Below are 12956 nucleotides of genomic sequence, written 5' to 3'. Positions count from 1 at the left end.
GATTACTTCAGGGCGCCTCGTTCACGCAACTTGAGAGCGCACTCTCTGATAAAGGCCTTGATTTTAGCTTCCGGGATCTTAAGCTCGTTCGCGACCTCCTGCAAAGTGCGGCCTAGTGCTAGCTTAGCCAGCACCGCGCGCTGTTCTCGTGTTTCAGCCAGCCCATGTGCCAGTGCGAGGCGCGCCACTAGAGAATAATCGGTAGCGCTTAGGGTCTCGAGCTCTCCCGCTTTTATGGGAGACGAGTACCTCGTGATGTTGTCGAGCGAGATTATGGTCACCCAGTCGTCGTCGTTCAAGTCGGGATATATCTCCCGTAAAGCATCTAGTAGATCCTTCTTGCTACTGAAGCCGTCTTTCTTTGCGTCCTCGTCGGTAAGCTCGGATACGCGTGTGAACCTCAAGGATTTGACTTGGGCCTCGCCGTATATCTGGCCGTTACTCTCGAGGAAAACTTCTTGGTGAAGCGGCTGGACTATGCCCTTTCTAATCGTCGTTGTCTTCTCCCCGGAGAGAAGCCTCTGTAGGTAGCTCAGCCTGAAGCTCAGCACTTTCCCCAACTTTCTCACAGTCCTTTGGCTGGCCACCACGCAAACAACCTTCCCACGGGCTTTAAGTTCTTTGCTTAGCCGATTCTTCTTCCGAGTAACCGGCCCGCGAGCAGCGAAGGATCTGAGTAGGCTGGGAAGACCGTTGGGTATATCTTCAGGGGGCCGCGAAACTGGATGTAGCCCTCGTCGCTTAAGCGCTGCAGGGCCTCATCCTGCTCGCGTTGCGAGAGAGGCTTTATGCCGAGGTTTTCGCATATCAGCGCGACGTGCTTCTGTATGTCCCTTAGAGTTACGAAGTTCTGGTTCAGCTGGCGCGACGCGAAGAGCAAAGCCAAGAGCACTATTTTCTCGGCCGTCCCAAGCTGCTCGATGCTCTGGGAGAACAAAAACTTTTCGCGCATGCTCTGGGCAACGGCTTTGTTAACGTGCTCTAGGGAGATTGCCTCAGCGCCCTCGGACTCGGCGATCTGCCCGGCCAGCAGTAGGAGGTCCAGCGCCCGCCTGACGTCCGACTCAAACATCGCCTCGGTGACTTCTGCCAGGTATTCTGCAACAGCCTCGGGTAGGGCGCCAGGAGCGCACGCTTCACCGGCGCGAAAAAGTATGATATCCACGAGCTGGTCGCGCGTGTACGCAGGGTATTTGACCGCAAGGGCCCCTAGGGAGGATTGTTCTTCAGGGGCCAGGTGGTAGGCCCACCCTTCCTCTCGCGAGATGAAGATCACACCGCTCACGTTCTCGACGCCAAACTCTGGTAGACGTGCAAGGTTGTAGACTATACGACCCCCGTGCAGAGAGCGGTATCCGGTAAGCTGGTCTGCCTCGTCTATTGTTATCACGTATATGCGGTCCGCGTACCTTTGTAGGTGCGAGATGAATTTCTCGAAAACCTCGCCAGCACTAAGGCTCCGCGAAACCTTACCCCCCACCCTTGATAGTAGCTGGGAATAGACGAGCCACGGAGACGGGTCGGAGAGGGCTCTGAGGTTCAAGTACACGTGGGTCAGCCTAGGCGACATGGAGCCTAATAAGCGTAGAAGGAGGTGGGTCGACGTTGTCTTCCCAGTCCCCTTAGGGCCGATGAGCTGCACCACCTTGAAGTACGGTGACTCGGACTGAATATCCCGGAAAAACGAGTGGAGCATGGAGAGCTGGGCCTCCCGGTGCGGCATCCTCGCAGGTATGTGCTGTCTAGAGAGAGCCCTGGGGTTGACGAAGATGGGCATTTTATCTTCACTATAAACCTTCGTTTAGCGTTAATAAGGTTGCAGTGAATATGAAAACTTTGAAAGTTATCTCAAACTCAGTGTGATTTCCTTTCTTTCTGCGTAGCCGCGGGGTAAAAGGAAAGGAAATCAGATCGTCGCGAGGCTGTCATCTACCCCTCCATGCAACTGGGACGGCGTCATCATCGCGAGGAGAAATGTTAACCGGTTATATAAACTCTAGCACAGTGCTCGAAGTGCGGGGTGCGAGGGACCCTAAAATGTGCCAGTCACAAGCATAGTAGATGTGAAAGAGGAGGTAAAGTTTAGCGCCCAAGCGCACATGGGTTCAGAAAAAGTTATCGACCCTCGCGAGAGAGCTAGAGCCGAGAGCTGATCCTGCGCAAAATAGAAAACATGGCATGACAGCTACAGGAGAAGGACGGCAAGCAGCCGCCCAACTGCGGCACTACCAGTATTTAAGGTGATCGGTGTTGCTCAGGGATATTGCTAAGTGGTGGAGTAGGCTACCAGTTGCAGCAAAGAGGTATATAGTGTTCCAGGCTCTTACTGTACCAGTGCTCTTCGCGTGGATATTAGTGCCTTACCTCATGCTAGCAACTGGTTTAAGTGTAGCCGAAGCGGGTATCGTGTTGACGGCTGCCTCAGCTATAGCAACTGTAGTGAACGCCATCGTTGGCAGGGTTCTTGATAGAGCCGAGCCAGTAGTATTCATAGCAGTTATATCCCTTGTTGAGGGTGTAGCGTACTTTATCTACATGTACGGGTTCTTGGCAAACATACTACTATTAATTGTTGTGGCAGCTGTTGTTGAGAGGCTGGCGAGAGGCTTCTACCCCGTATTTAAGGTCTACGAGTACGATGTCTACCCGCAGGAGTTTAGGGAGAAGGCTTTCGCCCTCCACAACCTGATCCCATATCTGGCACAGCTCGCGACGTACCCCTTGATAGGGTATGTGCTTGCAGTCTTGTCGGACAGCCTGTATGCTCAGATAACCTCTCTGGGTATGTTTGCCCTCGCGTCTACGGCGTTAGGGTTTCTCGCTCTCGCATGGCTTCCGAGAATCGGTGTGAGAAGGATAAAGGTCTCTCAACTGCTACTTAGAAGGATACCGGAAGCATTTATAAAAATGAGTCTAGCGATAATGGTCTTCGGTGTAGCTTTCGAGCTCTGCCAGCCCCTAGTGGTGGCCAACCTCTTCGTAGAAATAGCCGGAAACCCCCTTCTAGGTCTCGCCTACTACGAGGCCTTTGCGGCGCTACCAGCCGTAATAGTCTTACCGTTAATACTACGTGATAATAGAAGGTACGGGGTGCTGTTGCTTGTATCGGGTATGGGCCTTATAGCCCTAGCAGATCTCCTACTCGGCTTCTCCTACAAGGTTGAAATAGCCCTTCTAGCGGCTATGGCGGCCTCCGCCGGCTACGCGCTCGTGGACCCCTTCTTCACGGACGTGTTATTCTCCACGATACCAAAGGAGTATAGGGGGTCACTGCTAGGCTCTCTCGCGGCTGTAAGGGGGCTTATAGGGATAGCAATGCCAGCTATAGCGGGATTTATAGCCGAGATAAACGCCCACTTACCCTTCATACTAGCCGCCATTATAGTTACATTCGCTGCGGGCTTAACACTGAGTGTTGCAAAACCATACTATAGATCTTTCAACATTGCAGATATTGAGCTAGCCAAGCCCTGACAGGTGCCTTCTATCAACTATCTTCGTGAATTAGCTCCTTAGCTTTTACGTGACCATAAAATGTGCTAGACTCAAGTTTTCCCGAAAAGCATATTCTCTTCAAGATCCCAGCTAGCGCGTGGAACTTGCTGGGCGGAAGCCGCCTTCGCCCATCACTTTTCTCTCGTGGTAGATTAACTCCTCCCCCCTTCCATAGCCTTAGGATCCCATTCTCGCGGATTGACAGAAAAAGCGCATATCCGGACAAGGCAACCGCCCGCTATGAGTAAGCCGTGATCACCTGCTAGAGGGTTCTCAGACAGGTAAAGAGGGGTGTGCTGGACACGACCCTAGAGGATGAAAAAACCCATATTTACCAGCTAGGTGTCTGGGTGAAAGTATGAATGGCAAGTTCATGGTTGTAGCGGCTATCTCCGCCATAGCGATAGTTCTTTACTGGTCCCCTTTGCCTATAACCGTTGGCGAGTATATTATCGGCGGTTACCCGTGGCTCGCGCCCGAGGAGTCGAGGCCGGCAATGATGCTCCTAGGCGCTCTCCTCGCAGCGATCTTCCTAGGCCTCACGGCTTTCATGTGGTTCGTAACGAAAAAGCTTGAGGAGATGCAGGGCGAGGAGTACGCGGACGTGGGAGGGGGCTCCTCCTCCGGGGCTGAGTGGTAGTTATCATGAAGATCTGGGTCGAGGCCTTAACCCCTAAGCAGGTTCTCCTGTTTTCATACCTTCAGAAAGAGCTGAGCGGTGCAGAGGTTTTCCTAACAACACGGGATTACGACTTAAACGCTGCACTAGCATCGAGGCTGTGGAGTAAGTACTACATCGTGGGGCGCTATGGTGGTAGCACACCTCTTGCTAAGCTATATGAAAGCGTGAGCCGACAGAGGGCTCTTGCAAGGATAGTGTCGCACGAGAGGCCGGACGTGCACGTAACGTTCGTTTCGCCAGACTCAACTAGGGTGGCATTTGCCCTCGGAATAAAAGCCATAACGTCCAGCGACTCCCCTCACTCGGACGCCGTCTCCAGGCTCGCGATCCCTCTCTCAAATAAGTTGGTCGTCCCGGAATTCCTCGCCAAGAGCTTCGAAGGATACAAAGCCCTCGTAGAGGTAGTCACGTTCAAAGGGCTTTTCGAGCTCGCGTGGCTACTCCGAGAGCAACCGGATCCAAAGGTGCCTTTAGAGCTCGGCCTTGAACCCTTCAACTACGTTGTCGTGCGCCCCGGCGAGCACAAAGCCTACTACTACCCCGACCCCGGTAGGGCTTTAACTACCCCACTGGCAGTATGCAAGTATGTACTCGAGCGTACGGACCTTGACGTCGTGGTGTACCCTCGCTACCCTGACCAGGCGAGCTTGTTCAGAAGGGCATTACGCCGGTGGGAAAACAGGGTAAAGATCCTCGATGGGCCTGCTCATTTCGTAAGCCTCGAGTTTTATGCAAGGCTGGTCGTCAGCGGTGGGGGCACGATGGCCACTGAGGCGGCGCTAATGGGGACGCCTGCGCTGTCAACGTACCCCGGTGAGCTTGAAGTCCACGAGTACATAAAAACCAGAGGGTTCCCAATATTCAAAGCCCCTCTCAACTCCAGGATCCTAAACTTTATACTCTCAAGAGGAGGGTCTGAGGCCGAGAGGAGAGCTTATCTAGAGAAAACTCGATCGACCATGGAAGACCCCGTGAAAGTCTACGCTCGTGAGATACTGAAAACTATGCGCTAATACTCGCCAGCTCATCCCCGGTTTTAGACGAAAGCTTTAAGTAGTGTGTTTGTAAAAGCAAGATTCGCGGTGGAACGAATGGAGTATGTATACGCGAGTCTGATCCTCTACCACGCAGGCCGGGAGATCACGGAAGAGAACGTCAGAAAAATCCTAGAAGCTGCAGGTGTGCAAGTTGACGAGGTGAGGTTGAAGGCGCTCGTAGCCTCCCTCAAGGAGGTCAACATAGAGGAGGCCATTAAGACAGCTGCTATGCCTGTAGTGGCAGCTCCAGCCACAACCGCCGCCACTGCGGCTCCAGCCCCAAGCACGGAGGGGAAGAAGGAGGAAGAGAAGAAGGAGGAGAAGAAGGAGGAGGCCCCAGAGGAGAGCATAGAAGAAGGCCTATCAAGCCTCTTCGGCTTTTAGTGAAGGGAGCGTTTTTGCCGTACATTTTACCCCTCGCTGACCTACTTCGAGAGCTTTTTGTGGTTTCAACTCTCGCCGTTGCAGGTTACACCGATTACAAAAAAAGGGAGGTTGACGACAGGGTCTGGGTCGTCGGTTCCTTAGCCACAGCCCCCCTTCTCGCATTCACCGTGGCATCCCTAAGGCTGGACTTATACCTGGTTTCTCTCACGCTAGCCGTTTCCCTGGCGCTCTTCGTGTGGAGGTTTAAGCTCATGGGAGAGGCTGACGCCATAGCCCTGGCCTTCGTGGGACTGGCGGAGCCCCCTTCCGCCACGAGCATTTTAACGCTCATCCCGCTGGCAACAATCGTTACGCTAGCGGGGCTAGCTTCACTACTCTATGCTCTCTACAATGTTGCTCTGAACATTGCGAAGAAGCCGCGCTTTGGTGGAGAAACCTCGCCTTTGAGGATTCTAGTGATGCTGGCGACTATGCGCTACATAAACCTTGAGGAGTACCGCCGGAGAAGTTACATGTACGTACCGGTTCAGGGCCTGGAGGCATCCACGCTCATTCATGTACCCGAGGGGGAGGCTCAGCCCCCGAGCGAGGAATTCTGGGCGGTTGTAGGGCTCCCCTACGTAACCCTACTTGCGGTAGGCTATCTTCTCTACCTTGCTCTAAAGCACGGCTCCGCACTTACCGGCGTTTAAGGCATCACTTTTAATTACCAGAGGCCGCTGTTTCCGCAATGTGTACGCTTTCGAGAAGGCTGCAGTGAACTTTGCGGCGGGGATAGCGCTCGGCATCCCACTGGGCTTGATCGCGCATAAGCTGAAGTACCTCGATAAAAGAGCAACAGTGGTCAGCATTCTGTTCTCAGGGCTATACTTCGCGGGCGGGGTTGGCCTCTACCTGCCGTCTCTAGCGTTCTTCTTCTCCTCCTCGCTAGCCACACGCCTCGCTTATGCCTCGAAAAAGAGTAAAGGAGCGGCGGAGAGAGAGGAAGGTAGGTCGGCGAGCCAGGTCATCGGCGCTGGCCTAGTGGCGGCGGTTCTGGCAGCTATGTACGGCATCCTCGCAGACCACCGAGATAAGCTACTGGTGCCCGCCCTGGCTGTGCTTGCATCCTCCAACGCCGACACGTGGGCGGCGGAGGTGGGTGCACTCTACCGCGGGAAGCCGAGACTGATCACGAGACCCGGCATCGAGGTGGAGCCGGGGACATCAGGTGGCGTGACGCCTCTCGGCACTCTTGGGGCGGTTTCCGGCTCAGCGGTGGTGGGTCTTGTGGCGCTGTTAGAGAGCGCATTGGGGATTCTGCCCTTGAGCGCCGCGCTTATACCGCAGATTGTTCTGCTGGGCTGGCTCGGGGAGGTCCTCGACAGCGTAATAGGTGCCACTTTACAAGTGAAGTACTACTGTCCCCGGTGCCGGACCCTTACGGATAAACCCGTGCACCTTTGCGGCGAGAAAACAGTAAGAGTCGGTGGGCTGTCGTGGGTAACGAACGAGATCACGAATCTGCTGGCAACCGGGATCGTCGCATTACTCGGATTATTCCTACAAACTTTATTATAGCCTTTTGAGGAGATCATACGGCGATGACGCGCGCTCGCCTAGCACTTTCAGTCCTGGCGGTTATTCTCCTCACGCTTCCGTGCCTCAGCGCCCAGCCTGCAAGCGTGGTGGTAGTCGAAGTTTACGGGAAAATCGATGAGGGCAAAGTGTATCTCCTGAGAAAGGCGGCCTACCGAGCCGAGGGCGGAGCGCTGCTGGTCGTGATCAACAGCTATGGCGGCTACCTCAAGTCAATGGACGAAATGATCTCCATTGTTAAAGGCTGCAACTGCAGAGTTATAGCATGGGTGCCTCCGGGCGCTAAAGCGGTTTCCGCGGCAACTGGAGTTGCTTTGGCAGCGGGCAAGCTGTACTTGGGAGATGGGGCTGTAATAGGGGCGTGTAAACCCGTCCCGGCCGACGAGAAGGTAGAGTCCTACATGGTTTCTAGGATTAAGAGCCTGCTAGAGGAGAAGGGCGTAGCCGGATCGGCAGATATTGCTGAGAAACTCGTACTGGAGAGCAAGGCCCTCACGACCAACGAGGCTGTAGCGGCAGGTATAGCTAATGGTGTAGCCAACCTGTTAACAGAGGTTCTGAGGCGGGAGGGGCTAGAGCACGCTGCTCTCGAGTACGTTGGTGGAGACGTCGTTAGCGACGCCCTCTCGCTCGTAATGGATCCCGGGGTCGCTATCCTCTTTATGATACTCGGTGTGCTTCTTATAGCTCTCGAGTTTCATGTCACGGGATTCCAGGGGTGGGGTGTGCTGGGGGCCGTACTGGTGCTCCTAGCCCTTTACACTTTCGGCGTTGTCGGAGTGAACCTACTGGTATTCGTCTTAGCAGTCACGGGTACGGCCCTCATACTGGTAGAGCTCCTTAAACCGGGAGTGCAGCTTTTCGGTATCAGCGGCGCCGCTCTTGTAATGCTCGCCTTGCTCATTGAGTACTACGCACAGCCCTACGTAGCACTCACTGCATCGACGATAGCAATTGTAGCAATCCTCGGTGCCTCCATAGCTTTCGTCGGGTTCATAATACTCAAGGCCTCCGAGGCGCTAAGAGTGAAAACACTAAGTGTGGAGGAGAGGCTTCTCGGTAAAGTTGGAGTCGCTAAAACGGAGATTAAACCCGGCAGAAGGGGGGTCGTGCTCGTGGAGAGCGAGGAATGGACCGCTGAGAGCGAGGAAGAGATACACGCCGGTGAGAAAGTTACCGTTGTAGGTCTCGAGGGGCTGGTAGTGAAGGTCCAGCGCGTGAAAAGTTAATAGGAAACCCCGCGGTGTAAATCAATGATTTAGAAATGGATCCCGTAACCCTGTTCCTAATATTCATAGCGCTCCTCGTCTTCGCCAGCGTGATAGCTAGCAGCGTAAGAGTCGTCCCGGAGTACCAGCGGATTGTCGTGTTGAGGCTCGGGCGCGTGGTGAAGGTAGCGGGGCCTGGGATAGTGCTCTTGATACCCTTCATCGACAAGGGAGTAGTTGTAGACCTCAGAGAGCAGTACATTGAGGTCACGAAGCAGACGTGTATAACAAAGGATAACGCTCCGGTCGACATAGACTTCCTGATATACTTCCGGGTTATCGACCCTAAGAAGAGTGTAGTGGAAGTCTCGGATTTCAGGGGCGCGGCCATAGGAATTGCGACGACAACCCTCAGAGCTGTGGTGGGAGATATTGACCTTGACCAGGTGCTCGCGAAGCGCGAGTACATCAACGAGGTCCTGAGGGAGAAGCTCGACGAGGTAACGGCAAGGTGGGGTGTTAAGGTCACTGCGGTAGAGATTAGGGAGATCATTCCACCCCGAGAAGTCCAGGAGGCTATGATCAAGCAGATGAGCGCAGAGAGGAACAGGCGGGCGATGGTGACGGAGGCGGAGGGCAAGCGGGAAGCCGCAGTGAGAGTGGCTCAGGGTGAGAAGGAGGCGCTGATACTCAAGGCCGAGGGTGAAAAGCAGGCCGCAATTCTGAGAGCCGAGGGCCAAGCTCTCGCCCTCAGGTATGTGGACGAGGAGGCGAGGAAGCTGGATCCGAAGACCATGCTACTCCAGTACCTGACGGCTCTGCAGTCCATAGCCTCATCGCCGTCCACCAAAATAGTTCTACCCATGGAGCTCTTCAGGCTTCTAAGCCCACTTAAAGAGTTTGTAGATGAGTACTTGCAAAAGAAAGAGTAGAAAATACTTTATTCTTCTTTTACTACTTCACCCAGAACGCTACCTTCTACACTAGCTTTACCGCGCATCCTCACCCTTTTCGCGTTGATAACACCACGAACAACGACATCCTCGAGGGTTACTTCCTGAGCGTTGATCTCACTAACCTCTAGCACGCGTGTAGTTCTACGTAACCTGAGCAGGTTGAGTAAAGACAGCTCACGCTCGGCTCCACCTTTAACCTCGACCACGCCAGCCTTGATCACCCTAGCCCTCGAGTCATCGGAGAGCCTGAGGCTCACTTCATCCCCCGCGATGTCGTCCTGGACGTTGAAAGACCCGCTGATTCGCACGCGTTTACCCGCTACTCCTAGCGCTTTGAGCGCACCCGCGACTTTCACTTCCTCCGCGTCAATCCTCCCTTCAACCCTAACAGCACCAGCCGCGTGGAATAAAACCGACTTCACGTTGCCGCGGACTTTTACGGCGCCGGCGAACTTCACCTCCCGAGCTGCTATACCTCCGTTGAAGGCGGCAGACCCCGATGCTTTCACGGTGTCTGCTTCGATGTCTCCCTCTACTCTGCCAGCACCGCTTATGGTGACTTCCCTATAATAGCCTCCACTCGCCACACCGGCGCCTCTCACTCTCAGCCGCTTACCACCTTTCTTGGATCTAAGCTCAGCCTCGTAGAGGTCTAGCAAGTCGCTCATCTAGGTAACACCTGCCTGCTTGAAAATCGTCTTTATCTCCTCTAAGAGGGACCTGATCTCCTTGAGCCTCTTCAGGAGCATTTCTTCCACTTCCTCGTCGCTAGCCTCCGCGTACTTGAGCTTCTCCCCGCTCAAACCCCCATCCCCTCCTTCAGAATGTCCCTTATCTCCTCCAACTCCTTTTTAATCGCGTCCAGCTCTTCTAGCATAGCCCTCTGCCTAGCACGGTAGACGGTCAGCCTCTCCTCTATCTCTCTGAGCCTAAGAGCGTAAGATGTTTCACCGCGTTCCTCGCTCTCCGCGAAGGGTAGAACTACAGTGAAAACCAGGGCGAAGAACCCCAGCGCCGCGCCCGCAATAACGCTCACGACGGCAACGACGCCTCCGAAGATCGGGTCCAGAGATTTGGCCGATACCCCCTCCACTATCTTGAGCGGAACGTAGAAGCCAAGCAGGGCGGCGAGCAACAGGGATAATACCATTGCGAAGACTCCGCTAGCCTTCAAGCTCCTCACCTATCTCCCTCAGAGAATCGGGCGAGACCTCAATCCTGAAGTCGGTGAGCCTGTACACTTTCTTCGGACGAGGGCCGGGGACGACCTCCCCTTTTATCAAGCCAGCTCTCTCGAGGGCGGTGACGTGCAGGTGAGTCAAGGGGTAGGAGAGTCCAAGAACCTTCGAGAGCTCGTATGCGTGTCTAGGCTTCACAGCTATTAGCGCTAGCATCTTGAGGCGGATAGGGTTTGCTAGCACGTGCAACACCTCTGTAAGCTCTTCAATTCGCTTTTTACTTTCCATGCCATCGATTCTCCGTAACCTGCATCTTACATATAAGCTTTACTTTACATAACCGGGTCCTCCTTTAACCCTAGTTCCTCCATAACCTCGCTGGCCGGAGCACCTCTGTGGATTACGCTCATAAGCGCTTTCACGACGAGGCCAGGAGAGCTGTGCTGGAATATATTCCTCCCAATGGCGGCTCCTGCGGCGCCGGCCCTAACCGCGTTCTCCACTCTCCTCAAAACCTCGAGGAGGGGTGCCTTCGACGCGCCCAGAACAACGACGGGGACTGGGGTTTTGCGGACGACCTCGGAGAAGTTTTCAGTGTAGATTGTTTTGACTATGTCGGCTCCCAGCTCGGCCGCGATCCTCGCGCCGTAGGCTACGACGTCACTGTCCACGCTAGGGAAGCCCGGCTGCTTAGGCACGACCTCAGCCATAACAGGTACTCCTAGTAACTCGGCCTGCTCGACCACGGTTGCCAGCTTCTCCCATAGGGCCGACTCGTTACGGGAGCCTGGATACACCATGATGCTCACGGCGTCAGCCCCAAGCCTTACCGCGCGTTCCACGCTTGAGATGAGCCTGTCGTCGGTCTCGTCGAGGCTCCTGACTGTTCCTGTGCCATCGATCCTGGCCACGATGAAGGTGCCAGGAAGCATCTCCCAGTACTTCTCTATCAGCGCGGGGGTCATCATAACCGCGTCTGGCGAGCCCTCGAGAACCATCCTAAGCGTTGCCCGCATGTCCTCAATTCCTTTTATGGGCCCGTGCCTCCTCCCGTGGTCCAGTGCAACAATAAGGGCTTTGCCGTCTCTGAAGAGCCTCGCTAGCCTCAGCTTCTTCCCGGAGCTCAAGGCTCCCACTCAACTCTCACTTTCTCGCCGCTCTTCACAGCCTTCAGGCGGTCTGGATCGCCCACAACCCTCCCAAATACGTTGACTGGGCTCGCGGGCCTGATCTCACCCGGCTTACTCACGGGAGTTGGCCCGAAGAAGAGGCAAATAGCGTTTCCGGGAGGCCAGTAGGCAACGTCGCCTCTCTCGACGATCTCCGAGCCTACCTCCTGGCCCACCCTAACGGGTGTGGAGAAGTAGATTTCCTGCCCCCAAAGGTTAACCCTGCTCTCGAAGGGCGCAGCCTTGATGATAGCCTCTGCGGTCTTGGGGTTCCGCCCGGTCAGCTCCACCTCAACTACCCCTATGCTTTCGGGGAAGATTATCTTTAGCTTACTCACGCTCCACCACCCGAGCGAAAGCCGTGTAGAGCACACCTTTCGCGGCCTCAACCACCTCCCTCCAGTGCTGACCCTCCTCGGGTTTAACCTCGAAGCCGACGGCTCCGCTGTACCCGATTTCAGCGAGAACCCTCAACAGCTCTTCAACGTCTTCGACCCCGTTGACAGCCCCTGGCCTGTAGAAGCCTGGGTGCCAGTCGACCATCCTGCCGTCGGGTAGCTTCTTAGAGCACCCGATGTGGATGTGAGAGAGGTAGTCTTTCGCGCGGAATAGGGCGGCCGGCTTCTCGTTCAGCATGGGCGCGTGGCTGAGGTCCCACAGTAGCCCGATGTTGCTGTACTCCTGCCTGACTTCTCGGACAACTTCAACCGCTTCATCTATAGGCCCTATCAGCTGCCTCTTATCCCACTCTCTGTCGAAAGTCTCTAGGATTAGGCTTACGCCGAGCCTCGAGCCGAGGCTAGCAAGTTCCTTAAGGCTTTTGACGAGCGAGTCCTTTGCCGCCTCCCGGTTTTCGGGGCCGGGGTCAGCCCCGCTCGAGAAGCCTACCTTCTTTACCCCCCTTGCGGCCGCGATCTTTATTGCTTGCGAGAGAGCCTCGACAGCCTTCCTTCTCTCGTCCTCATTAACAGATGAGGGGTTCAGGCCTTGAGCTGTAGTCATCGGCTGAAGCCCAACAGCGACGTCCACTCCACTGCTTTGGAGAATCGGCGCTACGGTTTCCCAAGCCTCATCGCTCATGAGGTTAACCTCTATGACATCGAAGAAGGGGTCTTTGGCTAGAACCGTTATTGTTTCGACAGCCGCCTGAACGTCGCTTTTCATTAGAGGAGGGTTCGCCATGAATGCGACGATGCTGATCTTCCACGGGAAGGGGACCAAGTGGGCGTTCCTCCCCTTTTTAACTGAAACGGCAAGCATCAAGCT

17 protein-coding genes are annotated in these 12956 nt (G+C 55.0%); 8 read left to right on the top strand and 9 right to left on the bottom strand.

Annotated elements, in window-relative coordinates:
- Positions 1 to 2 precede the first annotated feature (2 nt).
- Positions 3 to 587, bottom strand: coding sequence for an ASCH domain-containing protein (locus MOV14_RS07225; RefSeq protein ID WP_318536655.1), 585 nt, complete (start codon positions 585 to 587; stop codon positions 3 to 5).
- Positions 588 to 625: 38 nt separating this feature from the next.
- Positions 626 to 1777, bottom strand: a complete 1152-nt coding sequence (locus MOV14_RS07220) for a Cdc6/Cdc18 family protein (protein WP_318536654.1) — start codon at positions 1775 to 1777, stop codon at positions 626 to 628.
- A gap of 473 nt (positions 1778 to 2250) precedes the next feature.
- Here MOV14_RS07220 and MOV14_RS07215 point away from each other — a divergent pair, with 473 nt between their 5' ends.
- From MOV14_RS07215 to MOV14_RS07180, 8 genes are all read left to right on the top strand, one after another.
- Entirely contained in the window at positions 2251 to 3474 is a 1224-nt protein-coding gene (locus MOV14_RS07215; RefSeq protein WP_318536653.1) for an MFS transporter, read from the top strand.
- 379 nt (positions 3475 to 3853) lie between these two features.
- A complete protein-coding gene (locus MOV14_RS07210; protein WP_318536652.1) occupies positions 3854 to 4135 on the top strand; it encodes a hypothetical protein in 282 nt (93 codons plus the stop codon).
- Positions 4136 to 4140: 5 nt separating this feature from the next.
- Positions 4141 to 5190 (top strand): DUF354 domain-containing protein, encoded by a 1050-nt coding sequence (locus tag MOV14_RS07205; RefSeq protein WP_318536651.1) that lies wholly within the window; start codon positions 4141 to 4143, stop codon positions 5188 to 5190.
- Positions 5191 to 5268: 78 nt separating this feature from the next.
- A complete protein-coding gene (rpl12p, locus tag MOV14_RS07200; RefSeq protein WP_318536650.1) occupies positions 5269 to 5598 on the top strand; it encodes a 50S ribosomal protein P1 in 330 nt (109 codons plus the stop codon).
- 59 nt (positions 5599 to 5657) lie between these two features.
- A complete protein-coding gene (locus MOV14_RS07195) occupies positions 5658 to 6293 on the top strand; it encodes a prepilin peptidase (protein WP_318536649.1) in 636 nt (211 codons plus the stop codon).
- A 40-nt stretch (positions 6294 to 6333) separates the two neighbouring features.
- Entirely contained in the window at positions 6334 to 7161 is an 828-nt protein-coding gene (locus MOV14_RS07190) for a DUF92 domain-containing protein (protein ID WP_318536648.1), read from the top strand.
- 23 nt (positions 7162 to 7184) lie between these two features.
- The gene (locus MOV14_RS07185) at positions 7185 to 8408 is read left to right on the top strand and encodes an NfeD family protein (protein ID WP_318536647.1); all 1224 of its coding nucleotides are present in this window, start codon (positions 7185 to 7187) and stop codon (positions 8406 to 8408) included.
- Between the two features lie 35 nt (positions 8409 to 8443).
- Positions 8444 to 9319: an SPFH domain-containing protein gene (locus MOV14_RS07180; RefSeq protein WP_318536646.1), complete on the top strand. Its 876-nt coding sequence runs from the start codon at positions 8444 to 8446 to the stop codon at positions 9317 to 9319.
- A gap of 8 nt (positions 9320 to 9327) precedes the next feature.
- Here MOV14_RS07180 and MOV14_RS07175 read toward each other — a convergent pair whose 3' ends face one another.
- From MOV14_RS07175 to MOV14_RS07150, 7 genes are read right to left on the bottom strand one after another with little or no spacing between them, the layout of a single operon-like run.
- On the bottom strand, positions 9328 to 10011 hold the full coding sequence (locus MOV14_RS07175; protein ID WP_318536645.1) for a hypothetical protein: 684 nt from the start codon (positions 10009 to 10011) through the stop codon (positions 9328 to 9330).
- Positions 10012 to 10146, bottom strand: coding sequence for a hypothetical protein (locus tag MOV14_RS09965; protein WP_326403627.1), 135 nt, complete (start codon positions 10144 to 10146; stop codon positions 10012 to 10014).
- Positions 10143 to 10517 (bottom strand): hypothetical protein, encoded by a 375-nt coding sequence (locus tag MOV14_RS07170; RefSeq protein WP_318536644.1) that lies wholly within the window; start codon positions 10515 to 10517, stop codon positions 10143 to 10145. Before MOV14_RS07170 ends, MOV14_RS09965 begins: the two co-directional genes overlap by 4 nt.
- Complete coding sequence (locus MOV14_RS07165) at positions 10507 to 10809, bottom strand: ArsR/SmtB family transcription factor (protein ID WP_318536643.1); 303 nt, start codon at positions 10807 to 10809, stop codon at positions 10507 to 10509. The genes MOV14_RS07170 and MOV14_RS07165 overlap by 11 nt, the downstream gene beginning before the upstream one ends.
- Before the next feature lie 44 nt (positions 10810 to 10853).
- Positions 10854 to 11648 carry a class I fructose-bisphosphate aldolase gene (locus MOV14_RS07160; RefSeq protein ID WP_318536642.1) on the bottom strand — a complete coding sequence of 265 codons (795 nt, stop codon included), beginning with the start codon at positions 11646 to 11648 and terminating at the stop codon, positions 10854 to 10856.
- Entirely contained in the window at positions 11645 to 12028 is a 384-nt protein-coding gene (locus tag MOV14_RS07155; protein ID WP_318536641.1) for a cyclophilin-like fold protein, read from the bottom strand. Before MOV14_RS07155 ends, MOV14_RS07160 begins: the two co-directional genes overlap by 4 nt.
- Positions 12021 to 12950 carry a sugar phosphate isomerase/epimerase family protein gene (locus tag MOV14_RS07150; RefSeq protein ID WP_318536640.1) on the bottom strand — a complete coding sequence of 310 codons (930 nt, stop codon included), beginning with the start codon at positions 12948 to 12950 and terminating at the stop codon, positions 12021 to 12023. The genes MOV14_RS07155 and MOV14_RS07150 overlap by 8 nt, the downstream gene beginning before the upstream one ends.
- Between the last annotated feature and the right edge of the window lie 6 nt (positions 12951 to 12956).

This window comes from Infirmifilum sp. NZ (assembly GCF_022693705.1).
Lineage (GTDB): Archaea > Thermoproteota > Thermoprotei > Thermofilales > Thermofilaceae > Thermofilum.
Note: the sequence above shows the minus strand (reverse complement) of the source record. Positions and strands in the feature narration are given on the sequence as shown.

Bases quoted from the DNA above. Each gene is read 5' to 3' on its own strand.
- MOV14_RS07220 (WP_318536654.1), bottom strand. From the start codon at position 1,777: ATGCCCATCTTCGTCAACCCCAGGGCTCTCTCTAGACAGCACATACCT.
- MOV14_RS07210 (WP_318536652.1), top strand. From the start codon at position 3,854: ATGAATGGCAAGTTCATGGTTGTAGCGGCTATCTCCGCCATAGCGATA.
- MOV14_RS07205 (WP_318536651.1), top strand. From the start codon at position 4,141: ATGAAGATCTGGGTCGAGGCCTTAACCCCTAAGCAGGTTCTCCTGTTT.
- rpl12p (WP_318536650.1), top strand. From the start codon at position 5,269: ATGGAGTATGTATACGCGAGTCTGATCCTCTACCACGCAGGCCGGGAG.
- MOV14_RS07185 (WP_318536647.1), top strand. From the start codon at position 7,185: ATGACGCGCGCTCGCCTAGCACTTTCAGTCCTGGCGGTTATTCTCCTC.
- MOV14_RS07180 (WP_318536646.1), top strand. From the start codon at position 8,444: ATGGATCCCGTAACCCTGTTCCTAATATTCATAGCGCTCCTCGTCTTC.
- MOV14_RS07175 (WP_318536645.1), bottom strand. From the start codon at position 10,011: ATGAGCGACTTGCTAGACCTCTACGAGGCTGAGCTTAGATCCAAGAAA.
- MOV14_RS07165 (WP_318536643.1), bottom strand. From the start codon at position 10,809: ATGGAAAGTAAAAAGCGAATTGAAGAGCTTACAGAGGTGTTGCACGTG.
- MOV14_RS07150 (WP_318536640.1), bottom strand. From the start codon at position 12,950: ATGCTTGCCGTTTCAGTTAAAAAGGGGAGGAACGCCCACTTGGTCCCC.